The sequence below is a fragment of the Bacillus sp. D48C genome, from assembly GCF_053345735.1.
Map to the genome: position 1 here is coordinate 113,789 of NZ_JBKFAQ010000012.1, position 24,955 is coordinate 138,743.

24 protein-coding genes and 1 pseudogene are annotated in these 24,955 nt (G+C 35.4%); 20 read left to right on the forward strand and 5 right to left on the reverse strand.

What is annotated here, in order from left to right; genetic code table 11:
• Positions 1 to 188: 188 nt before the first annotated feature.
• The 6 genes from fumA (at position 189) to truA (ending at position 6,924) form a co-directional block, all read left to right on the forward strand.
• Positions 189 to 1,709: a class I fumarate hydratase gene (gene fumA / locus ACLBXA_RS23835; RefSeq protein ID WP_000413529.1), complete on the forward strand. Its 1,521-nt coding sequence runs from the start codon at positions 189 to 191 to the stop codon at positions 1,707 to 1,709.
• A 125-nt stretch (positions 1,710 to 1,834) separates the two neighbouring features.
• Positions 1,835 to 2,617, forward strand: coding sequence for a delta-lactam-biosynthetic de-N-acetylase (gene pdaA / locus ACLBXA_RS23840; RefSeq protein WP_000875970.1), 783 nt, complete (start codon positions 1,835 to 1,837; stop codon positions 2,615 to 2,617).
• 59 nt (positions 2,618 to 2,676) lie between these two features.
• The gene (locus tag ACLBXA_RS23845) at positions 2,677 to 3,540 is read left to right on the forward strand and encodes a DNA-3-methyladenine glycosylase family protein (protein ID WP_000269427.1); all 864 of its coding nucleotides are present in this window, start codon (positions 2,677 to 2,679) and stop codon (positions 3,538 to 3,540) included.
• Positions 3,541 to 3,550: 10 nt separating this feature from the next.
• Positions 3,551 to 4,930 carry a 23S rRNA (uracil(1939)-C(5))-methyltransferase RlmD gene (rlmD, locus tag ACLBXA_RS23850; RefSeq protein WP_000615210.1) on the forward strand — a complete coding sequence of 460 codons (1,380 nt, stop codon included), beginning with the start codon at positions 3,551 to 3,553 and terminating at the stop codon, positions 4,928 to 4,930.
• 248 nt (positions 4,931 to 5,178) lie between these two features.
• Positions 5,179 to 6,072, forward strand: a complete 894-nt coding sequence (locus tag ACLBXA_RS23855; protein WP_000758929.1) for a hypothetical protein — start codon at positions 5,179 to 5,181, stop codon at positions 6,070 to 6,072.
• A 114-nt stretch (positions 6,073 to 6,186) separates the two neighbouring features.
• Positions 6,187 to 6,924, forward strand: a complete 738-nt coding sequence (truA, locus tag ACLBXA_RS23860) for a tRNA pseudouridine(38-40) synthase TruA (RefSeq protein ID WP_001067298.1) — start codon at positions 6,187 to 6,189, stop codon at positions 6,922 to 6,924.
• A 44-nt stretch (positions 6,925 to 6,968) separates the two neighbouring features.
• Here the strand turns inward: truA and ACLBXA_RS23865 are convergent, their stop codons facing one another.
• Both ACLBXA_RS23865 and ACLBXA_RS23870 read right to left on the reverse strand, forming a co-directional pair.
• A complete protein-coding gene (locus ACLBXA_RS23865; protein ID WP_000063865.1) occupies positions 6,969 to 7,172 on the reverse strand; it encodes a hypothetical protein in 204 nt (67 codons plus the stop codon).
• An 84-nt stretch (positions 7,173 to 7,256) separates the two neighbouring features.
• A complete protein-coding gene (locus ACLBXA_RS23870) occupies positions 7,257 to 8,660 on the reverse strand; it encodes a sigma-54 interaction domain-containing protein (RefSeq protein WP_001258425.1) in 1,404 nt (467 codons plus the stop codon).
• 292 nt (positions 8,661 to 8,952) lie between these two features.
• Here ACLBXA_RS23870 and ACLBXA_RS23875 point away from each other — a divergent pair, with 292 nt between their 5' ends.
• The 3 genes from ACLBXA_RS23875 (at position 8,953) to ACLBXA_RS23885 (ending at position 12,104) form a co-directional block, all read left to right on the forward strand.
• Complete coding sequence (locus ACLBXA_RS23875) at positions 8,953 to 9,207, forward strand: biotin/lipoyl-containing protein (protein ID WP_000859489.1); 255 nt, start codon at positions 8,953 to 8,955, stop codon at positions 9,205 to 9,207.
• Positions 9,208 to 9,312: 105 nt separating this feature from the next.
• On the forward strand, positions 9,313 to 10,734 hold the full coding sequence (locus ACLBXA_RS23880) for an amino acid permease (protein WP_000969252.1): 1,422 nt from the start codon (positions 9,313 to 9,315) through the stop codon (positions 10,732 to 10,734).
• Between the two features lie 95 nt (positions 10,735 to 10,829).
• Positions 10,830 to 12,104 (forward strand): acetylornithine deacetylase, encoded by a 1,275-nt coding sequence (locus ACLBXA_RS23885; protein ID WP_447617557.1) that lies wholly within the window; start codon positions 10,830 to 10,832, stop codon positions 12,102 to 12,104.
• A gap of 99 nt (positions 12,105 to 12,203) precedes the next feature.
• On the opposite strand, the gene ACLBXA_RS23890 is transcribed toward ACLBXA_RS23885, so the two are convergent.
• Complete coding sequence (locus tag ACLBXA_RS23890) at positions 12,204 to 12,857, reverse strand: DUF1232 domain-containing protein (protein ID WP_001262777.1); 654 nt, start codon at positions 12,855 to 12,857, stop codon at positions 12,204 to 12,206.
• A gap of 130 nt (positions 12,858 to 12,987) precedes the next feature.
• Between ACLBXA_RS23890 and ytaF the strand changes: the two genes are divergently transcribed.
• A complete protein-coding gene (gene ytaF / locus ACLBXA_RS23895) occupies positions 12,988 to 13,599 on the forward strand; it encodes a sporulation membrane protein YtaF (RefSeq protein ID WP_000100730.1) in 612 nt (203 codons plus the stop codon).
• Positions 13,600 to 13,713: 114 nt separating this feature from the next.
• The gene (locus tag ACLBXA_RS23900; RefSeq protein ID WP_000532409.1) at positions 13,714 to 13,872 is read left to right on the forward strand and encodes a hypothetical protein; all 159 of its coding nucleotides are present in this window, start codon (positions 13,714 to 13,716) and stop codon (positions 13,870 to 13,872) included.
• Positions 13,873 to 13,895: 23 nt separating this feature from the next.
• On the opposite strand, the gene ACLBXA_RS23905 is transcribed toward ACLBXA_RS23900, so the two are convergent.
• Both ACLBXA_RS23905 and glsA read right to left on the reverse strand, forming a co-directional pair.
• Positions 13,896 to 14,237, reverse strand: a complete 342-nt coding sequence (locus ACLBXA_RS23905) for a DUF3969 family protein (protein ID WP_000766603.1) — start codon at positions 14,235 to 14,237, stop codon at positions 13,896 to 13,898.
• Positions 14,238 to 14,395: 158 nt separating this feature from the next.
• A complete protein-coding gene (glsA, locus tag ACLBXA_RS23910) occupies positions 14,396 to 15,325 on the reverse strand; it encodes a glutaminase A (protein WP_001149847.1) in 930 nt (309 codons plus the stop codon).
• A 325-nt stretch (positions 15,326 to 15,650) separates the two neighbouring features.
• On the opposite strand from glsA, the gene nagE reads away from it, so the two are divergent.
• The 9 genes and pseudogenes from nagE (at position 15,651) to ACLBXA_RS23955 (ending at position 24,891) form a co-directional block, all read left to right on the forward strand.
• On the forward strand, positions 15,651 to 17,144 hold the full coding sequence (gene nagE, locus ACLBXA_RS23915; RefSeq protein ID WP_000938888.1) for an N-acetylglucosamine-specific PTS transporter subunit IIBC: 1,494 nt from the start codon (positions 15,651 to 15,653) through the stop codon (positions 17,142 to 17,144).
• Positions 17,145 to 17,395: 251 nt separating this feature from the next.
• Positions 17,396 to 18,640, forward strand: coding sequence for a serine hydrolase domain-containing protein (locus ACLBXA_RS23920; protein WP_000371815.1), 1,245 nt, complete (start codon positions 17,396 to 17,398; stop codon positions 18,638 to 18,640).
• Between the two features lie 155 nt (positions 18,641 to 18,795).
• Positions 18,796 to 19,197, forward strand: coding sequence for a hypothetical protein (locus tag ACLBXA_RS23925; protein ID WP_000335512.1), 402 nt, complete (start codon positions 18,796 to 18,798; stop codon positions 19,195 to 19,197).
• A gap of 16 nt (positions 19,198 to 19,213) precedes the next feature.
• Positions 19,214 to 19,408 (forward strand): hypothetical protein, encoded by a 195-nt coding sequence (locus ACLBXA_RS23930; protein WP_000899475.1) that lies wholly within the window; start codon positions 19,214 to 19,216, stop codon positions 19,406 to 19,408.
• A 13-nt stretch (positions 19,409 to 19,421) separates the two neighbouring features.
• Positions 19,422 to 20,969, forward strand: coding sequence for a glycosyltransferase family 2 protein (locus ACLBXA_RS23935; protein ID WP_003309053.1), 1,548 nt, complete (start codon positions 19,422 to 19,424; stop codon positions 20,967 to 20,969).
• Entirely contained in the window at positions 20,959 to 22,203 is a 1,245-nt protein-coding gene (locus ACLBXA_RS23940; RefSeq protein ID WP_000994265.1) for a nucleotide sugar dehydrogenase, read from the forward strand. Before ACLBXA_RS23935 ends, ACLBXA_RS23940 begins: the two co-directional genes overlap by 11 nt.
• Positions 22,200 to 23,165: an NAD-dependent epimerase/dehydratase family protein gene (locus ACLBXA_RS23945; protein ID WP_000037051.1), complete on the forward strand. Its 966-nt coding sequence runs from the start codon at positions 22,200 to 22,202 to the stop codon at positions 23,163 to 23,165. The genes ACLBXA_RS23940 and ACLBXA_RS23945 overlap by 4 nt, the downstream gene beginning before the upstream one ends.
• Positions 23,158 to 24,702: a glycosyltransferase family 2 protein gene (locus tag ACLBXA_RS23950; protein ID WP_012614731.1), complete on the forward strand. Its 1,545-nt coding sequence runs from the start codon at positions 23,158 to 23,160 to the stop codon at positions 24,700 to 24,702. The genes ACLBXA_RS23945 and ACLBXA_RS23950 overlap by 8 nt, the downstream gene beginning before the upstream one ends.
• Positions 24,671 to 24,891, forward strand: a pseudogene (locus tag ACLBXA_RS23955) (hypothetical protein). The gene ACLBXA_RS23950 and the pseudogene ACLBXA_RS23955 overlap by 32 nt, the downstream one beginning before the upstream one ends.
• Positions 24,892 to 24,955 lie beyond the last annotated feature (64 nt).

Consider the following 24,955-nt stretch of genomic DNA (forward strand, 5'->3'; position numbering starts at 1 on the left):
AATTCCAATTTGGTAGCCTTTTTCTGTGCGGATAATAGAAGGACGATAGAAAAAGAGGTATAATCAAGTTGTGAAAAATTTCATTTATGCTTTAATAGCGTGAAACAAATAAAAAGCTAAAGAGCATAACAATGGAATTTTCAGCTCATAACGTTTTGGTAGCGTTCACAATTGAGGGGGAAGTAACAATGGAAAAGCTTCAAGAAAGCATGTATCAACTAATTGTTGAAACGTCAACGAACTTACCGAAAGATGTTCGTCGTGCGATTCAACAAGCGAAAGAGCGAGAAAATGCAGGGACTCGTTCGGCGATGGCACTTGGCACAATTACAAATAATATTAAAATGGCTGATGATAACATCTCACCGATTTGCCAAGATACAGGGATGCCAACGTTTAAAATTTATACACCAGTTGGTGTGAATCAATTAAAGTTGAAGGAAGCTATCTATAATGCGCTTGAGCGGGCGACAAAAGATGGTAAACTTCGTCCAAATTCTGTTGACTCTCTTTTTGGAGACAATAGTGGAAATAATTTAGGACCAGGTACACCGGTTATTAAGTTTGAACAATGGGAAAAAGATTATATTGATGCACGTTTAATCCTAAAAGGTGGTGGCTGTGAGAATAAAAATATTCAATATAGCTTACCGTGTGAACTAGAAGGACTTGGACGAGCTGGCCGTGATTTAGAAGGAATTCGTAAATGCCTTCTTCATGCAGTATACCAAGCACAAGGTCAAGGATGTAGTGCTGGTGTAATTGGTGTTGGTATCGGGGGAGACCGCACATCAGGTTATGAATTAGCAAAAAATCAATTATTCCGTACATTAGATGATGTCAATCCAGTACCAGAGTTACAACAACTTGAAGAGTACGTATTAGAAAATGCGAATAAGCTTGGCATTGGTACGATGGGATTTGGTGGAGAAACAACTTTACTGGGCTGTAAAATTGGCGTGTATAACCGCCTGCCAGCTAGCTTCTACGTATCTGTGGCGTATAATTGCTGGGCATATCGCCGCCTAGGTGTAACAATCCATCCTGAAACAGGTGAAATTATGGATTGGTTATATCAAGAAGGTGAAGATACACTTCAGCATGAAGCACAAGAAAAAACAGAGCAACGTGAGATTGTATTACAAGCACCAATTACAGAAGAGCAAATTCGTGGACTTCGCGTTGGTGATGTTGTAACAATTAATGGCATGATGTATACAGGTCGTGACGCAATCCATAAGCATTTAATGGATAATGATTGTCCAGTAGATTTAAATGGACAAATTATTTACCACTGTGGTCCAGTTGTTGTGAAAGATGACAATGACAATTGGCAAATTAAAGCAGCAGGTCCAACGACAAGTATTCGTGAAGAACCGTACCAAGGCGATATTATGAAGAAATTTGGTATTCGCGCTGTTATTGGAAAAGGCGGTATGGGTGCGAAAACATTAGCGGCTTTAGAAGAACACGGTGGCGTGTACTTAAACGCAATCGGCGGTGCCGCGCAATATTATGCTGAATGTATTAAAGAAGTGGAAGATGTTGATTTCTTACAATTTGGTATTCCAGAAGCAATGTGGCATTTACGCATTGAAGGTTTTAAAGCAGTTGTAACGATGGACTCTCATGGTAATAGTTTACATGCAGATGTTGATAAAACATCACTTGAAAAATTAGCGAGCTTTAAAGAGCCGGTATTTAAATAAACAAAAATGCATCTCGAATCTTTCGAGATGCATTTTTTGGTATATATAGAAAAACATGCACAGCATGAAAGTAAGTAAGGAAACAGAAACTACAGGTACGATTATATATGGAAAGGAGACTATTTATGAAATATAAATGGTTATATATCGGTCTCATTTTTTCAATTATGATGGCACTTGTTCCAGTTTCGACATTGGCTTATACAAATACTCCACATAACTGGGGAATCCCGCGTCCTAAAAATGAAACAGTACCAGATGCAGGAAAGTTATATACGGATTTACTGCAAAAAAATGGCGGGTTTTATTTAGGAGATACGAAGAAAAAAGATATTTATTTAACATTTGATAATGGATATGAGAATGGATACACAGGGAAAATCTTAGATGTATTAAAAGAGAAAAAAGTACCAGCAACTTTCTTTGTAACGGGGCATTACATTAAAACACAAAAAGATTTATTGTTAAGAATGAAGGATGAAGGACACATTATTGGAAATCATTCTTGGAGTCATCCTGATTTTACAGCGGTAAATGATGAGAAGCTTCGTGAAGAATTAACGAGTGTAACGGAAGAAATTAAAAAAGTAACTGGGCAAAAAGAAGTGAAATATGTACGTCCTCCGCGCGGCGTATTTAGTGAAAGAACGTTAGCTCTTACGAAAGAAATGGGCTACTATAATGTATTTTGGTCACTTGCATTTTTGGATTGGAAAGTGGATCAGCAAAGAGGATGGCAATATGCGCATAATAATGTTATGACGATGATTCACCCAGGATCTATTTTATTACTTCATGCAATATCAAAAGATAATGCAGAAGCACTTGCGAAAATCATTGATGATTTGCGCGAGAAAGGGTATCATTTTAAAAGTCTAGATGACTTAGTAAAAAGCAATCAACCGTAAGCATGTATGCTTACGGTTTTCTCATGCTATAATGATGTGTAAAAAGGATGGGGAAACGTATGTGGAGCGAACATGTTACGTTAGAGTATCCGTATCATTTTGAAGAAGTATTAAAACGTTTATCTTTTGATCCTCTTAACGTCATTCAATTAGATGAGAAAGTCATTTATATCCCGCTTTGCATAGAAGAGGAACAGGTTGTTGTTCGCTTACAAGGGATTGGTACTGTTCAAAATCCACAGTTTTGGATTTCTAGTCAGACAGGAGATCCGGAGAAAGTCATGAAACGAATGAGGGCCATTTTTCATTGGAATGAACCGTTTCAAGATATACAAAATCATTTTTTAAACACATCATTACGTCCACTATTTGAAACATATGCTTATACTCCAATTATTTTAGAATTTGATTATTTTGCTTGTCTTCTTCGCTGTATCATTCACCAACAAATAAATTTGAAATTTGCTACTGTGTTAACAGAACAATTTGTGAAACGGTATGGAACAGAGAAGAACGGTGTATTCTTTTTCCCCACTCCGGAAATAGTAGCAAATATTTCAATAGAAGAATTGAGAGAGCAGAAGTTTAGTCAGCGAAAGGCTGAATATATAGTAGGATTAGGTCGAAGTATTGTCAGTGGTACATTAAATTTAGCGAGTATAGAAACTGGGACGGAAGAAGAAGTTTCAGCACAATTGTTGCCAATTAGGGGAATTGGTGCATGGACAGTGCAAAACTTTTTAATGTTTGGGATTGGACGGAAAAATATGTTTCCGAAAGCGGACATTGGGATTCAGCGTGCAGTGCAAGGTATATTTCAATTAGATGATAAACCTGATGATGCATTTTTAGAAAAAGTGAAACAAGAGTGTGAACCATACTGCAGTTATGCAGCGTTATATTTATGGAAAAGTATAGAGTAGAGGTGTAATAATGATACAAAAGCAACATGAGAGTAAGTTGGAAGTTGGTCAAACGTTTCCTGTGACAATTAAACGTCTTGGGATTAACGGAGAAGGCGTTGGTTATTTTAAGAGACAAGTTGTTTTCATTCCAGGGGCATTACCAGGAGAAGAAGTTGTTGCAGAAACAACGAAAATTCAGCGTGGCTTCGCTGAAGCGAAAGTGAAAAAAGTTCGTAAAGCTTCACCGCATCGTGTGAAAGCACCGTGTCCAGTATATGAGGAGTGTGGCGGTTGTCAGCTGCAACATTTAGATTATAAAGAACAATTGAATCAAAAGCGTGATATCGTTGTACAAGCATTTGAGAAGTACATGAAAAACAGTATGGAAGAGAAAATTCGTCCAACGCTTGGCATGGAAAATCCATGGCATTACCGTAATAAGAGTCAATTACAAGTGGGGCGTAAAGACGAAAAGGTTATTACAGGGCTATATAAACAAAACTCACATCAGTTAATTGATATTGCTCACTGTATGATTCAACATAAAGCAACGAATGAAGCGACAAAAGTTGTAAGACGTATTTTAGAAAAATTAAATGTTTCTATTTACAATGAGAAAAAACAAAAAGGTTTAGTACGCACAATTGTAACACGTACTGCAGTTCAAACAGGGGAAGTACAAGTTACACTTATTACAACAAAAGAAGAATTACCAAATAAAGAACAATTTGTTGCAGAAGTACAAAAACAGATGCCAGCGGTTAAATCAATTATGCAAAATGTAAACTGGCGTAAAACATCTGTTATTTTTGGAGATAAAACATTTAAATTAGCTGGAAAAGAAGTAATTCAAGAAACACTTGGCGATTTATCATTTGAATTATCAGCACGTGCATTCTTCCAGTTAAATCCAGAACAAACAATTGTTTTATATGATGAAGCGAAAAAAGCAGCTGCGTTAACAGGCGATGAGAAAATTGTAGATGCGTATTGTGGTGTTGGTACAATCGGACTTTGGCTTGCGAACGATGCAGCGGAAGTACGTGGTATGGATGTAATTCCAGAAGCGATTGCAGATGCAAGAAAAAATGCGAAGCGTCACGGATTTACAAATACGAAATATGAAGCAGGTAAAGCTGAACAATGGTTACCGAAATGGGTAAAAGAAGGATGGCGTCCAGATGTAATTGTTGTCGATCCACCACGTACAGGTTGCGATGATAAATTACTGGAAACGATTTTAAAGGTGAAACCGAAACAAGTTGTGTACGTGTCTTGTAATCCTTCTTCATTAGCACGTGATGTACAAGCATTAATGAAGAGTTATGAAGTGGATTATGTGCAACCAGTTGATATGTTCCCGCATACTGCGCATGTAGAAAATGTAGTTAGATTAAAGTTGAAATAAGAAGGATTAAAAATGTTGATGTAGTTAACTACATCAACATTTTTTGTTATGCTGGCAGCTAAATCACGTTACGTAATCAATATACATACTTTCTGTATGAAGTATATGAAATTATTTTCTGCATTTGAAAAGAATTTGTAAAAATATACAGTATTCAGATTGTATAGACCACTTTGTATTAATAAATTACAATATGGATGTAACATAGCAATTTTGCTATAGAAAATAAGCTGAAAGGGAGAAGATTTATGAAAAAATGGTTGGCATTGTTTGTTTTTGGGATGGTTTCTTTATTTGCAACTTCTGCACATGCGGAATCATATGAAACAACAAAAACATTAAAAGTATATGAAAGTCGTAGTTTTAATTCGCCTGTGAAAAAAGAACTGCAGCCAGGAGAAAGGGTTTATGTTACAAATCAACATCCTAGTGGATGGTGGAAGATAAGTGGTGGATTTATCGCACCAGAGGGCGCTAAAGTAGAAATTAATCGAACTTTTGAAGCTTTTGATTGGATTAATATGGACAGTGCGAAGTACGTATTTGGTCCTCAAACTGTTATTGCACGTGATGGTACACTAAGAGGTGAAATTTTGATTGATACATATTTGGGGCAGAAGTGGACAAGTGTAAATGGAATGCCACAAATAATGAAGCAGAATTTTGCAGCATACAGTAGCCCTGAAGCTAAAAATCCAGATGCTTGGTTCGCTCCACAAACGGTTAATATTTTGCAGACAAAAGAAAACGGTTGGTCTTTAATTAACACGTATTTAGGGCCAAAGTGGATTGTTCGTTATCCACACGTGGAACATATTAATCGTGATTTTTATGCATACAATGAACCTAAGTACATGCATCACGGTGTGAAATTCTCAGCCCAATCTGTAAGAGTACTTCAACAAGGAGAAAATGGTTGGAAGAAAATTAAGGTTGAGGTTGGAGAAAAATGGATTGCACCACAAGGATCTTATTACCATGTCCCAAATGTATTTACGGCATTTGATCAACCTTTCGGTAGAGCAATCGGTACTTTTGCACCACAAACTGTATTTGTAGTTGAAGAATCTACAACATCATTTGGTTGGTTAAAAATTAGAACATACTTAGGAGATTCCTGGATTCGAACGAATCGTAATTAGTAAATAGATTACTTTATTCCTTTTAGAATGAAGTAACAATATGTTATAGTTCCCTCATATGGAAAAGCTGTATGAGGGATTATATTTTTAGCCCATTAAGACAAGGAGAATACGATGAATAATTATAAATTAACGATTCAGTACGATGGTGCACGTTTTAAAGGATGGCAACGTCTTGGTAATAACGATAATACGATTCAAGGAAAAATCGAAAGTGTCATATCTGAAATGATCGGAAAAGAAATTGAAATTATCGGTTGTAGTAGAACAGACGCTGGTGTACATGCTTTGAATCAAGTTGCTAACTTTCAAAGTGATGAGAAGTTAGTGGAACATAAAGTGAAAAAATATTTAAATCAATATTTACCTAATGATATTAGCATTACGAATGTGGAAGAAGTACATGATCGTTTCCATGCTCGTTACAATTCTAAAGCAAAAACATATCTGTATAAAATTTGGAATGAAGAGCATACAAATCCATTTATGCGTAAATACAGCATGCATGTGAATAAAAAATTAAATGTGAAAAGCATGAAAGCAGCTGCAAAACATTTAGTTGGTTCACATGACTTTACTGCTTTTTCAAATGCGAAATCAAAGAAAAAATCTATGGTTCGAGAAGTATATACACTTGATGTGATGGAAGAGGCAGGATTTGTACAAATTAGAGTAAGTGGGAACGGATTCCTTCATAACATGGTAAGAAAAATTGTTGGGGCATTAATTGAAGTTGGATTAGGACAATTAGATGCTGAAGCAATTCCAAACATTTTAGAAGAAAAGCAGCGCAATCAAATTAATTGTCTTGCTGAGGCAAGTGGGTTGTATTTAGAGAATGTTGAGTTTTAATGGCAAATAAAAAAATCGGGCTAAGTAGCTCGATTTTTTTAGTATTACGAAGATTTCTCGTTTTTTATATGTAGCTTCAAATTCCAAAAAGCAGCAAGCATAATAGCTGCAAAGGAGCCCGAAATTGTTCCTAATAGCTTTGCATAAGGAGAGCTGCTTACATCGGAATTAATGAATAACATCATACAGAGCATGGCAGGGAAAAAGTATAAGTATTGTAATAACTTTAATTTTTTATCATTACTCATATATATAACCCCTTTCTAGCATGTTATATGTTCATTGTAACATGTTTTACCAAATTATTTTTTGCATTTGGAGAAATGTTCATTTCATATGTGTAAATGCAGTTTTTTAATTCGATATTGTAAATTTTGTCTACTTAATCCTAAAAATTTTGCAGCTTGTGAGATGTTACCGTGATTCTCTTTAAGAATTTGATTGATGTAGTTTTTTTCCATTTTTTCTATTGTGTGTTTTAAAGTTTTAGGTGCATCAGTATTGTGATTAGTTAGTGTATGCTGCATGTTGAATTCTTTTTTTATTTGTTCGCGAAAGCGAGTAGGAAGATGAAAAGCTGTAATGATGGTTTCATCTTCTATCAAGTTCATGGAACCTTCAATTATATGTTCCAATTCCCGTACGTTTCCAGGCCAATCGTATGCATAGAAAAATTCACTTACATTTACATCTACATCGGTTACGTTGAGCACGAATTGAGTATTATATTTTTTAATAAAGTGCTGAACAAGAGCTGGAATATCTTCTTTTCTTTCCCGTAAAGGCGGAAGACATAAAGTAACGACGCTTAATCGGTAATATAAGTCTTCTCTTAATCGATCATGTGCGATGGCTTCGAAGGGATCTTCATTAATAGTTGCTATAATACGAACATCAATTTCTTTTTCGTGTGTACCTCCGATTCTTCTTATTGTTTTTTCTTGTATAGCCCGTAGCAACTTAGCTTGAAGAATTGGGCTTAATGAATTGATTTCATCTAATAACAAAGTTCCTCCGTTTGATTCTTCGAATAAACCTGGTTTATCTATTGCTCCTGTAAAGGCACCTCGATTTGTACCAAATAATAGGCTTTCCATTAAGGTATCAGGTATAGCGGCACAGTTTTGTGAAATAAAAGGTTTTGTTGAACGCTGACTTTCATTATGGATGCTTTGTGCAAATAGTTCCTTACCAGTACCTGTTTCTCCTACGAGAAGTATGGAGGAAGATGTACGAATTACTCTTTTTCCTTCTGTAATGATGGATTGAATTGCTTCAGAATCACCAATTATGTGATCAAAGGTAAATTTAGTGCTTTGTTTTCGAGAAGGGCCTATTCTTATTGTTTGCTTTAAGTGACTGATCTCTTTTGATATTTCAATGGCACCTTTAATTTTTCCATTTTCTATTATAGGGAAAGTATCGTTAATCGTTGTAATTTCTTGTCCTTTATTGTTAAAATACGTTTGTTTTATATTTTTCTTTGTTTTTCCAAATTTTAATGCCTCTATAAGAGTACTATTTTTATTTTCTTCAAATGCAAATACCTCTAAAGGACTTTTATATAGCACATCTAAGCGATCCATTGATTCAATTTCCATCATTTTGCGGTTATAGACAATCGTTTTACTTTCCTCATTAATAATATGAATCCCGATATCGAGTTCATTGAGTAAAGTTTCATATAGCATATTCATTTCAATGATCTGTTTAAAATTAATGTCTTCTGTACGCATAGATTATCTTCTCCTCATTTCACCCTATGAAGACTGACTTTTTATAATTTTATTAAAATTCTTATAAAACCGCAAAATTTTTTTGCTATTTTCCTTTTAAAACTTCTCAAATGATAGAAAAATTTTGCGGTTGTGCACGCTTTTTTGTGTGAAACTCTCATTTAATATATGAATCAGAGACTTGGTACGTATTTTGCATAAATAATATTCGAAATCTCTAGAGGGGAGAATATGAATTTTTATAGGATATACAACGTTGCGGTGTCAATTAATAAGAGGGGGAATTTATAAAGTGAAGACAGTTATAGAAGGTGTGTATAGTCCTTGTTATGGAAAAGTAGAGAAGTTATTTGTTACGGAAAGTTCTTACGTATACGAGTGGGAGAAATTAGCGTTAATTGAAACAATAGATAAACAGAAAGTAGAAATTAAGATAGGGATCAGTGGTTATATTGAATCATTAGAAGTAGTAGAAGGACAAGCTATTGCTGATCAAAAGTTATTAATAACAGTAAGGGATGACCTTTTAGTAACAGGCAGTGATTAATGTAAGTGACGTGTAATTTTGCTCTTTTAACTCATTATTTTTACGGTGAATAATTTTAAAAACGCTTACATTAAATGGGTTGGCAAAGTGAAAAGGGGGATTTATATGATGGATCAAAACCAAGGATTAAAAAGAGAATTGAAAAGCAGGCACATATTTATGATTGCACTCGGTGGAGTTATTGGTACAGGACTTTTTTTAGGGTCAGGTTATACGATTCATGAAGCTGGACCTGGAGGAGCAATTGTAGCGTATCTTGTCGGTGGATTTGTAATGTATTTAACGATGCTCTGTTTAGGAGAATTAGCTGTTGCGATGCCTGACGCAGGGTCTTATCAAACGTATGCGACAAAGCACATTTCCCCTGCAGCGGGTTATGTAGTGGGATGGATGTCGTGGTTAAACTGGTCTGCTACGATAGGCATTGAATTAATTGCAGTTAGTATTTTGATGAAACGCTGGTTTCCCGATGTACCGTCATGGATTTGGTGTGTAGTGTTCGCAGTACTGCTCTTTGCTATTAATGCGTTATCTTCAAGAAGTTTTGCGGAAGTGGAATTTTGGTTTGCAAGTATTAAAGTAATTACAATTATTGCATTTATTATTTTGGGCGGGGCAGCAATGTTTGGTTTTCTAGATATGAAAGGAAATGAACCAGCGCCAATGTTCTCTAGCTTTACTGATTATGGTGGATTGTTTCCAAATGGATTATCAGCCATTTTAATTACAATGATTGCAGTTAATTTTTCTTTCCAAGGAACAGAATTAGTTGGTATTGCAGCAGGTGAGAGTGAAAATCCAGAGAAAACGATCCCGAAGGCAATTAACAATACAGTTTGGCGTATACTTGTTTTCTTTGTACTATCTATTTTTATTCTTGCTGGACTATTCCCTTGGCAGCAAGCAGGAGTAATAGAAAGTCCATTCGTAGTTGTATTTGATAAAATTGGTATTCCTTATGCAGCAGATATTATAAATTTCGTTATTATTACAGCAGTACTATCCGTTGCGAATTCAGGATTATATGCAACTTCGCGTATGCTATGGTCTATGTCTAATCAAGGAATGATTAGTCCAATTTTTGGCAAGTTATCTAAAAACGGTGTTCCTATTTATGCATTAATCGTAAGCACAATTGTAGGGTGTCTCTCACTACTATCAGGTATTTATGCGGAAGATACAGTTTATTTATGGCTGCTTTCTATCGCTGGGTTCGGAGCGATACTAGTTTGGGCATCTATTGCTTTATCAAATTTATTAGCTAGAAGGTCATACATGAAGCGGGGCGGGGATGTTAAGGACTTGAAATTTAAAACACCATTGTATCCATTTGTACCACTTCTTGCGTTAGTATTAAATTTAACAGTAATCGTTGGCATGGCCTTTATTCCAGAACAAAGAATGGCATTGTATTGTGGTATTCCATTTATGATTGTTTGTTTACTGTTTTATCGTGCTACAAGAAATAAGGGAAGTAATGTGGAGCATATTGAAAAGACAAATACAACGGAAGTAGAGAATTTATAATAGTGATTAATTAGGAGACTGTAAAATTGTAAACAGTCTCTTTTTTTGTGAAAATAAAGCTGGAAACATACTATGTATGCAAAGGGGAATTAGCGATGAATCCAGAAGTTTCGCAGTTGTTAAAACAAATAGATTCAAGGAAAGAGGAATTACTAGAACTTACAAAAACTTTAATTCGTTTTGAAACACCAGCACCACCAGCGAGAAATACAAATGAAGCGCAAGAATTTATTGCAGAGTTTTTAAGAAAACGAAATTTTAGTATTGATAAATGGGATGTATATCGGAATGATCCGAACGTTGTTGGAGTAAAAAAAGGAATAAAAAGTGAATCATATAAAAGTCTTATTATTAATGGGCATATGGATGTAGCTGAAGTTTCAGCAGATGAGGCGTGGGAAACAAATCCATTTAATCCATTTATAAAAGATGGCTGGTTAGTTGGACGTGGCGCAGCAGATATGAAAGGTGGGTTGGCTGGAGCGCTATTTGCCATTCAACTTTTACAAGAAGCTGGTATTGAATTACCTGGAGATTTAACTTTTCAATCAGTAATTGGAGAAGAAGTTGGAGAAGCAGGTACACTTCAATGCTGCAAAAGGGGTTACGATGCTGATTTTGCAGTCGTAGTGGATACGAGTGATTTACATATGCAAGGGCAAGGCGGTGTCATTACTGGATGGATTACAGTGAAAAGTCCGCAAACGTTTCATGATGCAACGCGTAGACAAATGATCCATGCTGGAGGACGTTTATTTGGAGCGAGTGCGATTGAAAAAATGATGAAAATTGTGCAAAGCTTACAAGAATTAGAGCGCCACTGGGCAGTCATGAAAACATATGAAGGCTATCCATCTGGAACAACAACAATTAATCCAGCTGTTATTGAGGGAGGAAGGCATGCGGCGTTCATTGCGGATGAGTGCCGATTGTGGATAACAGTGCACTTCTATCCGAATGAAACACATGAACAAATAATAAACGAAATTGAAGAGTATATTGGAAAGGTGGCAGCTGCCGATCCATGGTTAAGTGAAAATCCGCCACAATTTAAGTGGGGCGGAGAATCAATGATTGTAGATCGTGGTGAAATTTTTCCTTCTTTAGAAATAGATAGTGAACATACAGCTGTAAAAACGCTTAGCTCAGTACATGAATCAATTCTTTCTAAAAACGCAATTTTAGATATGTCTGCAACGGTAACGGATGGTGGTTGGTTTAGTGAATTTCATATTCCGGCTGTTATTTACGGACCAGGCACATTAGAGGAAGCTCATTCAATAAATGAGAAAGTAGAAGTAGAGCAGTTAATTGAATTTACAAAAGTAATAACAGCATTTATATATGAATGGTGTCATATGAAAAAATAGATTAGTATGTTGAAATAGTACAGGTATGTATACTTGTACTATTTTTTAGTGAACTATTTCAGAGTTAAATAGAAACAACTGAAATAGTTCTTTATTTTGCTATGTCTTTCGTTTCATTTCAAGTAATTTCTCTTTTGCTAATTCAACGGCAATCGCATCATCTAAATAGCCAATTGGAAAGAGATAGTCGGGAATAATATCTGTCGATAAAATGAAATAAAGTAATGCGCTCCCAAGAACTGCACGTTCTTCTTTTGAAATGGTTTCATTGCAAAATTGTTGATACATATCTGTTAATTGTTCAATAAAAGGACCAGCACTATCAATTTGCTCTAATTTGCTTGCGAAACTGTCACGAATACGATTTTCGCCTTCTGTTGTCTGGGCATAGCGTTCGTAATTTTCGAGTTCTTGTTTTACGCGAGTTGTAGTGTAATCGAAATCGAATAAGTTAGAGGATTGTAAAGTTTGCTGAATGGTATCAAGAGATGTGTACATATCCGTTTTTTCTTTATTTATGTGAGGAGAATCAGGGTACATTTCATCAAATAACAATTGGGGTGGAACTTGAAGACATTCTGCAAATTTTTGTAGATGTTTTTGTTTCGGCGGTTGTTTGCCATTAATAATTCTTGAGACCGTTGCAGGATCAATATTTGTAAGTATTCCTAGTTGGCGCATAGATAGGGCGCGTTCTTTTAAAAGTTTTTTTATTAATTTACCAAGCCGATCATTCGGGTTTTCATTAGCCATAGTGTAGGCACTCCTTTTTTAGTGTTGAAAAAATGTTGAGCATTTATTACAAGTATATGAAACAGACAGGCACAGTTGCTCAACATTTTCATAATATGCATTGAAAAGTGAGAAAAAGGGGTGACTATTTATGAGTACGGCAGGCTTATTTTCAATTTTTTTAATCGGGATCGCTTCTAATTTAGATAATGCAGGTGTTGGAATTGCGTATGGCATTCGTAAAATTCGTATTTCGTGGTTTAACAATTTTATCATCGCATTCTTTGGATTTTTATTTACTTTATTAGCGGGATTTTTTGGGAACTGGATTGCGTTATTTATTTCAGAGTTTACAGCAAACTTGATTGGAGCAATCGTTTTAGGGATAATCGGGGTGTTTATTTTATGCCAGCCTTTCTTGAGTCAAAAAAATACAGCAGGTTCTAAAGATGATAATGTACTTATGGGAATTTTACGTGATCCAGAAAAAGCAGATTTCGATGGATCTAAAACAATTAGTTTTTCTGAAGCACTTGTTTTAGGGGTTGCATTGTCTATTAATAATATCGCAGGTGGGTTCGATGCTGGAGTAACAAATTTAAACCTTTGGCTTACAGCGACTATTTCTGGGGTGTTTAGTTTTATTTGCATAAGTGGTTTTGGGTATGTAGGAAAACGATATTTAGCAGAATACTTAGGGAAATGGGCGACGGTTATTGCAGGAGTGTTATTAATTCTTATTGGGATTGATCAGTTGTTGTAAGGAGAGTAGAAAACAAGGTTCGAGTATTTCCTTGGAAATACAGCAAGGGATTGCATATATCGACGTACTTTTCTCCATACTAATACGGATTTCTTTTAAGAAAGGGGGATTTGTATGGGACGCGGGAAAGCATTTGATCATAAGAAAAAAGGGCATGATCATCAACCACCTAAAGGTGCGTTCATTCATAAAGATGTAAATGAACATACTTTGGAAGAGGAAGAGCTACCAGTAAATATTGAGGCGTATAAAAATAGTTTAAAAAAACATTAAAAGCACCTACATAGGTGCTTTTTTTACCGTATATCTTCAATTAATTGTTCGGATTCTTCATGCATACTGTACTCACTTAATACTTGAATGCAAAGCCACTTTAATTCTTCGATCGTATGCTCAAGTTCTTCAGGAAGCACATGGTGAATGTCTTCAAGTCCCATTCCGAAATGAATAAGTTCAAGTACTTGATCATCGATGTTCCGGTCCATTAATAGTTCAAGTACTTCTAAATTGAATATGTATCGGTGAGCTTCGTCGAGTGAAACAACTTTTAGCTTTAAGCTTTCTACAATACTCAATATAAAAAGAAGAATTGTTTTTTCAAGAACAGGTTGTTTTCCCATTTGAAATATTAGTTTCATCTTTCACACCTCCACATATAGCGCTAGGTTGTACTATATTATTCGGGAGGGGGGAGCAAATATGCATAATAAAGAGAAACTTTCAATACCGTTTTTGTATGGATATTGATAACAGATCAAATAAAAAAATCCCGCTATACTAGCAGGATAACTTTCCATTAAAAAATACTCCAGCCTTCTTGAGCAGAAAGAAGTTCAAGAATTTTAAAACCAGCGATACTATTTCCGTTTGCATCTAAAGCTGGCCCGAAAATACCGATTCCCATTTCACCTTTTACGCAGCCGAAAATGCCACCGGCTACACCACTTTTTGCAGGGATACCAACACGGATTGCAAATTCACCAGATTCGTTATACATACCACATGTGACCATAAATGTTTTGCAAATTTTTGTAATATGTTTAGGGATAATCTGTTTCTTTTTATATGGATCATATCCATCCATTGCAAAAATTAAGCCAATACGTGCTAAATCAATACAGTTTACTTCAACTGCACATTGACGAGTGTATAAATCCATAAGTTCTTCGATGTCACAATCGATAATTCCGTTTTGTTTCATATAGTAACAAAGTGAACGATTTAAGTAAGCTGTCTCTAATTCTGAATTGGCAACTTTAGAAGAATAATTAATAGTAGGATTATCTGTTATTTCACGTACAAAATGAAGGATACGCTCCGTTTTTTCCTCGTTATCTTTTCCTGCTAACATGCTTGTAATAGCTAATGCTCCTGCATTAATCATTGGATTAAGGGGTTTGGACGGACTTGTCGTTTCTAACTTAATAATAGAATTAAATGGGTCACCCGTTGGTTCCATTCCAACTTTAGAAAATACATATTCTTCGCCACGGTCTAAAAGGGCAAGGGCAAGTGTAATTACTTTGGAAATACTTTGAAGAGTAAATAGTGTTTGTGAGTTGCCTGCATGGATATATTCTGATTCTTTATGGAAAATGGCAATCCCTAAATCGTCTGGATTTGCATTTCCTAGTTCGGGGATATAAGTAGCAAGTTTTCCTTTTTTTGTATATGGTTTTACTTGTTCTAACAACTGTTGTAAGTTGTTTGTTTCAATGCACTGCATAGTACCAACGCTCCTATTTCGAATTAACTAAGTTTACTTTTCCCGATATGCTCGGAAATAAATAATAACATGAAAAAGTGGAATGATAAAACGAAAGTTACATGTTCTATAGCAGGTCGTTCGTTTCGCATCCTCTGTATTAAAAAAGGAGAATTTCCCTTTTATATAACAGTTTGGAAATAGGAGATTTATCCATAAAAAATCCAAAAATAAAAACTACACATCTATACAACTATATGTTATTATGGTTATGTAAATAGAAAGCGTTTTCTAAGGCGTACTTATAATGATAACGATTTCATAAATTGAATTAGGGGGAATTAAAATGTTGCAGTTTTTACAACGTATTGGTAAAGCTTTAATGCTTCCGATCGCAGTACTACCAGCAGCAGGATTATTGCTTCGTCTAGGACAAGAAGACGTATTAAACATTCCTGTTATGGCACAGGCCGGTGCAGCAATTTTTGATAATTTAGCACTTATTTTTGCAATTGGTGTTGCAATCGGCTTATCTGTTGACGGTAGTGGTGCAGCTGGTCTTGCAGGTGCAATTGGTTATTTAGTTATGAAGAATACAACTAATGCTTTAAGTGTTACTTACTCAACAGCAGAATTAAATGATAAATTAAAAAGTGTTCAAGATTTAGTCGGTTCAGTAGATCCAACTAAATTAGCAGATACGATGAATAAAGTTTCTAAAGCAGCAGCTTTGACACCAAAAATAAATATGGCTATACTCGGTGGTATTATTGCCGGGGTTATCGCTGGATTACTATACAACAAATTCCATAAGATTAAACTACCAGAATGGTTAGGATTCTTCGCTGGAAAACGTTTCGTACCGATCATTACGTCTATTGTAATGCTTCTTTTAGGATTATTATTTGGTCAAATTTGGCCAACAATCCAAACTGGTATTGATGCAGTGTCACACGGTATTGTAAACCTAGGTTCAATCGGTGCAGGGTTATTCGGATTATTAAACCGTTTATTAATTCCAATCGGTTTACATCACGTAATGAACACTTATTTCTGGTTTGTACTTGGTGACTTTACAAATGCAGCTGGTGATCTTGTTCATGGTGATATTGCTCGTTTCTTTGCAAAAGATCCATCAGCAGGTATGTTTATGACTGGTTTCTTCCCAGTTATGATGTTTGGTTTACCAGCAGCGTGTTTCGCAATGATTGCGGCTGCTAAACCAGAAAAACGCAAAGCAGTTACTGGTATGTTAGCTGGTTTAGCATTAACTTCATTCTTAACTGGTATTACAGAGCCAATCGAATTCTCATTCATGTTCTTATCACCAGTATTATATGGTGTGCATGCAGTATTAACAGGTCTTTCTTTATTCATAACAACATCACTTGGCATTCGTGATGGTTTCACATTTAGCGCAGGTGCTATTGATTATGTTATTAACTTTGGTATTGCAACAAAACCTGTATTATTAGCAGGTATCGGTTTAATTTATGCAGCAATTTACTTTGCGGTATTCTACTTCTTAATTAAGAAGTTCAACTTAAAAACTCCAGGTCGTGAAGATGACGATGAGTTAGTTGAAGATGTGGATGCACCAGTTGCAGGTTCAATTGGTGAAACTTACGTAGCAGCTCTAGGTGGAAAAGAAAACTTAACAGTTATTGATAACTGTGCAACACGTCTACGCTTACAAGTAAAAGATGCTAGTCAAGTAAACGAAGCAGCATTAAAACGTGCCGGTGCAAAAGGCGTTATGAAATTAAGTGACACAAGTGTACAAGTTATCGTAGGTACAAATGTTGAATCTGTTGCCGATGATATGAAAAAACACGTATAAATAATGAGATAAGAGGATGTCCAAAAAGATTGATAACATCAATTTTTTACAGGATATCCTCTTTTTTTTTTATAATTTAAAGGGAATCTTACTTTTGTAAATTTTCTTTTTCTTTTTTGTACATATGGGTTGGTAATATCTGCAGTGCGTGATAAAGTAGGGATGATATAGAATGGATTATCCATAATCTACTAAAATAAATCTTTAGTAGAGGAATTAAATTATTGGTGAGTAAGGGGAAAAAAGCAATTATGGATCAGGAAAAAAATAATGCGAATGGGAAAGCACATCGGCCGATTGTATACATAAAAAGGACAATCATTCTCGTCTTACTATTATCACTTGTATATTTCATGTATACAAAAATTGTTGAGCATAATAAGAAAGAAGAAACTTTAAAAGCGGCAGCAGAAATGAAGAAACAAGAAGAGCTAAAAAAGAAAGAAGAAGAAAAAAAGAAGCAAGAAGAACAAAAACAAAAAGAGCAGGAAGAACAAGTGAAGCAAGCGCAAGCTGCGGAACAGCCTACTGAAGGACCACCTCAAGAAATTAATGAAAACGCTCAATTGGACCAGTATTTACAAAACGCAGGATTTAGCGGGACAGCTGTTATTGTGAAGAACGGAAAAGTTCTTCTGAATAAAGGGTACGGTATGGCAAATAAAGAGCAGCAAGTACCCAATAATTCAGAGACGACTTTTTATATTGGTTCTATTTCAAAGGCGTTTGTAGCAACCGCTATTATGCAGTTGAAAGATCAAAAAAAATTACAAGTAGAAGATACTGTTGCGAAGTATATTCCAGATTTTCCACAAGGTAATAGTATTCAGCTAAAACATCTATTAACACATACATCAGGGATTCCAGAATATGAGCAGGGAAAAGAAGATATTTCTCATGAAGAACTGATAAAGCGAATAGGAAATCAAAAGCGTATTGGTGGTCCAGGAGAGAAGTGGAAGTATTCCGATTCGAACTACTCTATACTTGCATACATTGCCGAGAAGGTAAGTGGACAGCCGCTCGAAGAATATATTAAACAACATATTTTTGCTACTGTGGGTATGAAACATTCTGGTTTTGGCACAGAATTAGAACAAACAAGATTCCCATCAACGGGTTATAAAATAGTAAATAACAATATGACAACACCTAATATTCCGAGCATGTCACAACTATATGGTTGTGGTGATATATATACGAGTGCACATGATTTATATTTATTTAACGAAGCACTCTTCTCTGGAAAGTTAATTTCAAAAGAGAGCTATGATCAAATGTTTACAGGCGGAAAAAAAGATTACGGATTTGGATGGTACGTAGACCCAGGAAGTTATTCGAATCACGGTGTAATGCCAGGATGGAATTGCTTAAATGGATTTAGTAAAAGCGGAAGTGTGTATGTCGTTTTATTATCTAACATCCAAAACAACATTAAATCGTTTGGTAAAGTGAATAACGACATTTATACAATGTTGCGGAATATTGAAGTGTAAGAAACTATCCTTTTGGATAGTTTTTTTTATGCCCTTAAACAAATATTTCTTTTAGAAAATGTATGTCTTACCTATCACAAAAATATCTGTTTTGTATACATTAAGATGTATGGATGTAAAATTTTGTAATCTAAAAATAATAGGAGGAGAAGTGTATGTGTCTGTTCGGAAAATATTGGCATAAGTTATCAAGATTATTTAATAGACAATTAGGCTATTTTTTAGATGACAAATTATTGCCTGCTGTGGAACGACTTTTATTTTCGCAAAACTTTGCAAGGTTTATTCAAAGAAACTCTAAGCAAGCTACGGAAGAATTTATAAAATCAAGTCAATTTCAATCTATTATTTGTAATATTTTAAAAGAATGCAATACATCACCTTTTAAAGAAATTGCAAAGCAGTATTTAGGTAAAAACGTAGAAATTACGGTGACGGTTGGACAATTAACAGGCGTTATTGTAGCAGTTGGTGATGATTTCTTAACATTGCAAGAAGGAATAGGAACTGAAGTTTTATTACCATTTACAAGCATTATATCAATTAAAGAAGTGTAAGAAAGGAGAGTTATATATGTTATTTACTGATGAATTACGTAACCATGTTGGTGAGCTAGTGCAAGTTGTGACAGCTGTAGAAATTGTTACAGGCATTCTTTTATCTGTGACAGATGGGGCGATAATTGTGCGTACTTCTCCTTCTTATGGACCACCGGAAGATGTAATTGTGCGTACTCCTATTATTGCTTATGTTCGATTGGAAGGGTAAGCGTGATACAAGTATGAGAGTATCAGTTGTTATTCCAGCGCACAATGAAGCGAGTACTTTATCGCAAGTTTTAGTAGAAGTGGAGAAGCTCGAGCCTTACGAAATTATCGTGGTAGATAATGGGTCAACAGATGGGACGAAAGAAATAGCGTTACAACATCATTGTCACATGATTTATTATAAACATTCTCTTGGCAATGATGTTGGACGGGCTATTGGAGCTAGAGAAGCAAAAGGTGAAATTGTCTTGTTTTTAGATGGTGATATTGTTATTGATAGTAAAGAGTTACAACGTTTCGTGAAAGGGATTCAACAAGGGCATCAAATTGTTGTGAATAATTTAACATGGTCGGTTTATTTAAAGATGAGACCACATTATACGACAGTTGGAAAGTTCATGTTGAATCGTTATTTGAATAAAAAGGAGCTTGTTGTTGGATCTTTAATCGCAATTCCACATGCGATGAACAGGAAAGTTATCGAGAAACTTGGGTGGTGGAATTTAGCAGATCCAGCACTATTTCAAGCGATGGCGATGTCTAGAGGAGTAGATATTGTTGATACGGCTTCGGTCGATGTAATTCACACAAATAAGGTTCGTCCTGTGCATACGGGAACATCACCTGGTTCTCCTTATCCGAAAGCGACTAGCCGTATTATGGGTGATCATTTACGTGCTTTACAATACGTAATCGAAACATATGGTAAACGCGGCGGTTTTTCGGAGGGAAACAGGGATAGAGAGTTTATAGGGAACTATAAACCCGTTGTATTAAAGAAGGAAAAAGCGAAATATAGTGCGATTATACCAGTGTCAGAAGAAAAAATGACGATAAGATCTGTTATACAAGAAGTGAAAAAAGCAGGGGTAGATGAAATTATTGTTGTCGCGAATGGCGCAGATTTTGAGACTGTTAAACACGCAAAGCTAGAAAATGTTATTGTTGTTGAATTTACGAAGGCGCTTGGACATAATGTAGCACGAGCGATAGGTGCCATGCATGCTACGGCAGATATTTGTTTATTCGTTGATGGTGATTTTGTTATTCCAGCAAAAAAACTCACTCCATTTTTGCAAGCTGTTGAAGATGGAAGTGACGTGGTTTTAAATGATTTACAATGCTTATTAGATATGTTTCATCCTGCAGATCCAATTAGTATGGGGAAATATTTTGTGAATTTAGTAGCGAAAAGACCGGATTTATGGAATAACTCATTAACGGCAGTACCACATGCTATGCATAAAAGGGTAATAGAGAAAATAGGATATGACTCGCTTGTTATTCCGCCATTAGCCCAAATGAAAGCTATTTTGGAGGTTTTTTCTATTACAGCAGTAGAATTTGTAGATGTTATAAAAACCAATCGGGTACGCCCGGAGCAACATGGGTTTGTAAATGGACGTATTCCGGCATTTGACCGTATTTTCGGTGATCAACTTGAGGCGATTGCTTATCTATTACAATATACAGACGAACGTGGGAGTTTTACGGATGGAGATCGCGATAGAGACATTATTCAACAATTGAGAAAGGAAGAAAAGAATACAGATGAATGCTAGTAGTAAAGTAGCTATTATTGGATTAGGGTATGTTGGTCTTCCTTTAGCAGTCCATTTTGCAGAAAGAGGATATACCGTACTAGGATTAGATAAAGATACTAGAAAAATAGAATCGATTATAAAAGGAGAAAGTTATATTCCAGATGTTTCTTCTAAAGTGTTACAAAGTTTATTGACTAAAAATAAATTAATAGTAAATACACCAGATAAAGGTATTACTGATTTCCAAAATAGTGATTATGTTATTGTTACTGTTCCAACTCCAATTAATGAACGAAGAGAACCAGATTTAAGTGCCCTCATTTCAGCTTCGCATTATATACAACAAAATCTCCAAAAAGGACAAACCTTCATTTTTGAAAGTTCCACATACCCAGGCACACTTGAGGAAGTTATTATTCCTATTATTTCTCAAGCCGGCAAAAAGGTAGGAGAAGATTTCTATATTGGATATTCTCCTGAGAGAATTGATCCAGCAAATAGTCAATATTCAGTTCAAGCTATTCCAAAAGTTATTAGTGGACAAACAGAAAAGTGCAAACAAAAAGTACAGGATTTATATAGTAGCATTTTTGACTTAGTTGTACCTGTTAGCTCTCCGAAAGTAGCAGAGATGTGTAAGCTATTTGAAAATATTCAGCGCTTAGTTAACATTTCTTTAGTAAATGAGTTAAACACACTATGTGAAAGTTTAGGGATTGATTTTTATGAGGTTATTGAAGCGGCATCTACAAAACCGTTTGGATTTACTCCGTATTGGCCAGGACCAGGGATAGGGGGGCACTGTATTCCCGTAGATCCTTTATATTTTCAATGGAGAATAAAAAAGAATGGGGCAATTAGTCAATTAATTGAGGCGGCACATGTAATTAATGAAGAAATGCCAGAGAAAATTGTCCGGAAAGTAAAGGGCATGGTGCAATCACCCGGACTAGTTTTAATTGTAGGAATCGCGTATAAGAAAGATGTAAATGATTTGAGGGAATCACCGGCTTTGCCAATTATTCAATTACTAATAAAAGAAGGATACAAGATAAAATACCATGATTCATATATTTCTTCTGCAGAAATTGGAGATAAGGTGTATCAATCCGTTGCCTTGGATGAACAAACAGTTAAAGAGGCAGGTTGTATTTTAATTTTAACTGATCATTCTAATATCGATTGGAAGCTTTTTAAAGGAATGAACCGAGTAATAGATACAAGGGGAATTATAAAGAAGGTGAGTGTATGAGTAAGAAATGTTTAATTACAGGTGGGGCCGGATTTATTGGATCTCATTTAGCTGAAGAGTTGGTGAGAAGGGGTTATGAAGTCACGATTGTGGATAACTTCTATAAAGGGAAAAATAAGTATCATAATGAGCTAATGAGAGAGATGCGGGTTATTCTAATAAGTGTTTTAGACAAAAATTCTATTTATGAGTTAGTAAATCAACATGATGTAGTGTTTCATTTAGCAGCAATTTTAGGTGTTAAAACGACAATGGAAAAAAGTATAGAGCTCATTGAAACGAATTTTGATGGAACGAGAAACATTTTACAAGCAGCATTAAAAGGAAAGAAGAAAGTAGTTTTTGCATCTACTTCCGAAGTATATGGCAAGGGCAAACCGCCTTTCTCAGAAGAAGGGGACCGATTGTACGGGGCAACTTCTAAAATACGTTGGAGTTATGCAGTGTGTAAAACATTAGAAGAAACATTATGTTTAGGCTACGCATTAGAAGGTTTACCGGTAACAATTGTTCGTTATTTTAATATTTATGGTCCAAGAGCGAAAGATGGTCCGTATGCAGGGGTAATCCCGCGATTTATCAGTGCGGCCCTGCAAGGAGAAGATATTCTCGTATATGGAGATGGAAAGCAGACACGTTGCTTTACGTATGTAAGTGATGCGGTAGAGGCAACGATTCGAGCAATGGATGAGAAGGTAAATGGTGAGATTATTAATATAGGTTCCGAGAACGAAAAGAGTATAAAAGAAGTAGCAGAAACAATTAAAAAACTAACGAAATCTTCTTCAAAAATTATACAAGTTCCTTTTGAGGAAGTATATCCACATGGCTTTGAAGAAATTCCAAATAGAAGGCCGAACGTAACGAAGTTAAGAGAGCTTGTTCAATTTCAAGCGACAGTAACGTGGGAACAAGGATTGAAAGAAACTATTAAGTGGTTTCATGAAGAAAACAATGGCTAAGTCGCTATCAGTTATTATTCCTGCAAGTAATGAAGTGGATACAATTTCAGACGTTATTCAATCGGTAAAACCGTTAAATCCAGTAGAGATTATTGTAATAGCAAATGGTTGTAATGATGGTACAGAAGAGGTTGCTAATCGGTTAGGATGTAAAGTAATCAGGCATACAGAACTATTAGGAAACGATGTTGGACGTGCAGTTGGCGCAAAATATGCGATAGGTGATGTATTACTATTTATAGATGGGGACTTTGCTATTCCAACTTCAAAATTACAATTGTTTCTTAATCCGATTTTACATGATCAGACTGACATCGTTTTAAATAATTTGGACGCATTGTTTTTAAAGAAACAAAAACCCCATTCTGTTACAGTGTGGCGTCAAATATTAAATGCAATGTTAGAGCGTGAAGAATTAAAAATAGATTCTTTATTATCTGTACCTCATGCGTTGACGAAAGAAGTCGTCCAGAGTATTGGATACGAATGTTTAGTTAATCCTATTGTAGCTCATTTACGTATAGCACAAAGTAAATGGAGAATTAGCCGTCATTGTGCTATTGATGTTATTACGCCGAATAAATTTCGACCGGTTGAACATGCTGCATATGGCACGAGCCTTTCTCAATCTGAAAGAAGAATGATAGGTGATCATATAGAAGCTGTTGCGGAACGGATAGTAAGCAGTGATACACGCGGGGGATATTATGATGGAAATAGGAAAAGGAATAGCGTCTATCATACTTTAAATTTCGAAGATTTTTATCAAGGATGGGGCGTTACATCCAATTTGTATAAAGGAAAGCAACTATCGGTTGTTATTCCTGTACAAGATGAAGAGAAAACAATTGGAAACGTTATAGAAGAGCTTCGTAAAATTGAACCTTTTGAAATCATCGTCGTCGTAAATGGTTCGTCAGATAAAACAGCAACGATTGCAAAAGACAAGGGCGCAACGACAATTGTATATAAAGAAGCCCTTGGAAACGATGTAGGGCGTTCACTTGGAACTTATTTTGCAAAAGGAGAAATTGTGTTATTTATAGATGGTGATTTTGTTATTCCAGCTAGGGAGCTATATCCTTTTGCAAAAGCTATTGCAGATGGAAAGGACGTCGCATTAAATGATTTAAATCATTATTTAGATCTAAGAGTACCACTTCATCTTGTAACTGCGTTTAAGTATGCACTAAATTTAGCTTGTGATAGAAAGGATTTAGGGGTAGGATCACTTATTGCGGTACCTAATGCATTTAGCCACAAGTGTTTGAAAGCAATTGGGTATAAATCTTTATTGTCACCTTGTGTAGCACAAGTGAAGGCTCTTCTTTCTGGATTTGAAATTGCGTGTGTATATCGTGTTGAGGTTGATAAGATGAACCGTATTCGTCCCAGTGAACATTTTGCAAAAATAGGTCATCCTCCAGCTGTACTTCGAATTATAGGTGATCATATAGAGGGACTAGAGCAAATAATTGCATTAACAGACAATCGTGGCGGATTCTATGATGGCAATAGAAAAAGAGATGTTTTATAGAAGTAACAAAAAAGTGTACAACATGTGTACACTTTTTTGTTCTGTTATAAAAACTATAACAGATTAGGAGATAAGAGTATTACAGCTCTACAATGGGTATTGTTCTTATATTACAAAATAGGACTCGTATATAAGAATACCAAAAAAATACAATTAAGGAAAGGGTTAATTTTAAAGACTTTTAAATGAAGTTACCACTATATATATAGTGGTTTGCTCAACTTTTCACAAACATGTCACAACTATTTCGTTC

Bases quoted from the DNA above. Each gene is read 5' to 3' on its own strand.
- ACLBXA_RS23945 (WP_000037051.1), top strand. From the start codon at position 22,200: ATGAGTAAGAAATGTTTAATTACAGGTGGGGCCGGATTTATTGGATCT.
- ACLBXA_RS23870 (WP_001258425.1), bottom strand. From the start codon at position 8,660: ATGCGTACAGAAGACATTAATTTTAAACAGATCATTGAAATGAATATG.
- truA (WP_001067298.1), top strand. From the start codon at position 6,187: ATGAATAATTATAAATTAACGATTCAGTACGATGGTGCACGTTTTAAA.
- ACLBXA_RS23890 (WP_001262777.1), bottom strand. From the start codon at position 12,857: ATGGCTAATGAAAACCCGAATGATCGGCTTGGTAAATTAATAAAAAAA.
- ACLBXA_RS23935 (WP_003309053.1), top strand. From the start codon at position 19,422: ATGAGAGTATCAGTTGTTATTCCAGCGCACAATGAAGCGAGTACTTTA.
- ACLBXA_RS23950 (WP_012614731.1), top strand. From the start codon at position 23,158: ATGGCTAAGTCGCTATCAGTTATTATTCCTGCAAGTAATGAAGTGGAT.
- ACLBXA_RS23845 (WP_000269427.1), top strand. From the start codon at position 2,677: ATGTGGAGCGAACATGTTACGTTAGAGTATCCGTATCATTTTGAAGAA.
- ACLBXA_RS23885 (WP_447617557.1), top strand. From the start codon at position 10,830: ATGAATCCAGAAGTTTCGCAGTTGTTAAAACAAATAGATTCAAGGAAA.
- glsA (WP_001149847.1), bottom strand. From the start codon at position 15,325: ATGCAGTGCATTGAAACAAACAACTTACAACAGTTGTTAGAACAAGTA.
- ytaF (WP_000100730.1), top strand. From the start codon at position 12,988: ATGAGTACGGCAGGCTTATTTTCAATTTTTTTAATCGGGATCGCTTCT.
- ACLBXA_RS23940 (WP_000994265.1), top strand. From the start codon at position 20,959: ATGAATGCTAGTAGTAAAGTAGCTATTATTGGATTAGGGTATGTTGGT.
- fumA (WP_000413529.1), top strand. From the start codon at position 189: ATGGAAAAGCTTCAAGAAAGCATGTATCAACTAATTGTTGAAACGTCA.
- ACLBXA_RS23855 (WP_000758929.1), top strand. From the start codon at position 5,179: ATGAAAAAATGGTTGGCATTGTTTGTTTTTGGGATGGTTTCTTTATTT.
- ACLBXA_RS23920 (WP_000371815.1), top strand. From the start codon at position 17,396: ATGGATCAGGAAAAAAATAATGCGAATGGGAAAGCACATCGGCCGATT.
- ACLBXA_RS23930 (WP_000899475.1), top strand. From the start codon at position 19,214: ATGTTATTTACTGATGAATTACGTAACCATGTTGGTGAGCTAGTGCAA.
- ACLBXA_RS23905 (WP_000766603.1), bottom strand. From the start codon at position 14,237: ATGAAACTAATATTTCAAATGGGAAAACAACCTGTTCTTGAAAAAACA.
- rlmD (WP_000615210.1), top strand. From the start codon at position 3,551: ATGATACAAAAGCAACATGAGAGTAAGTTGGAAGTTGGTCAAACGTTT.
- ACLBXA_RS23900 (WP_000532409.1), top strand. From the start codon at position 13,714: ATGGGACGCGGGAAAGCATTTGATCATAAGAAAAAAGGGCATGATCAT.
- nagE (WP_000938888.1), top strand. From the start codon at position 15,651: ATGTTGCAGTTTTTACAACGTATTGGTAAAGCTTTAATGCTTCCGATC.
- ACLBXA_RS23865 (WP_000063865.1), bottom strand. From the start codon at position 7,172: ATGAGTAATGATAAAAAATTAAAGTTATTACAATACTTATACTTTTTC.
- ACLBXA_RS23880 (WP_000969252.1), top strand. From the start codon at position 9,313: ATGATGGATCAAAACCAAGGATTAAAAAGAGAATTGAAAAGCAGGCAC.
- pdaA (WP_000875970.1), top strand. From the start codon at position 1,835: ATGAAATATAAATGGTTATATATCGGTCTCATTTTTTCAATTATGATG.
- ACLBXA_RS23925 (WP_000335512.1), top strand. From the start codon at position 18,796: ATGTGTCTGTTCGGAAAATATTGGCATAAGTTATCAAGATTATTTAAT.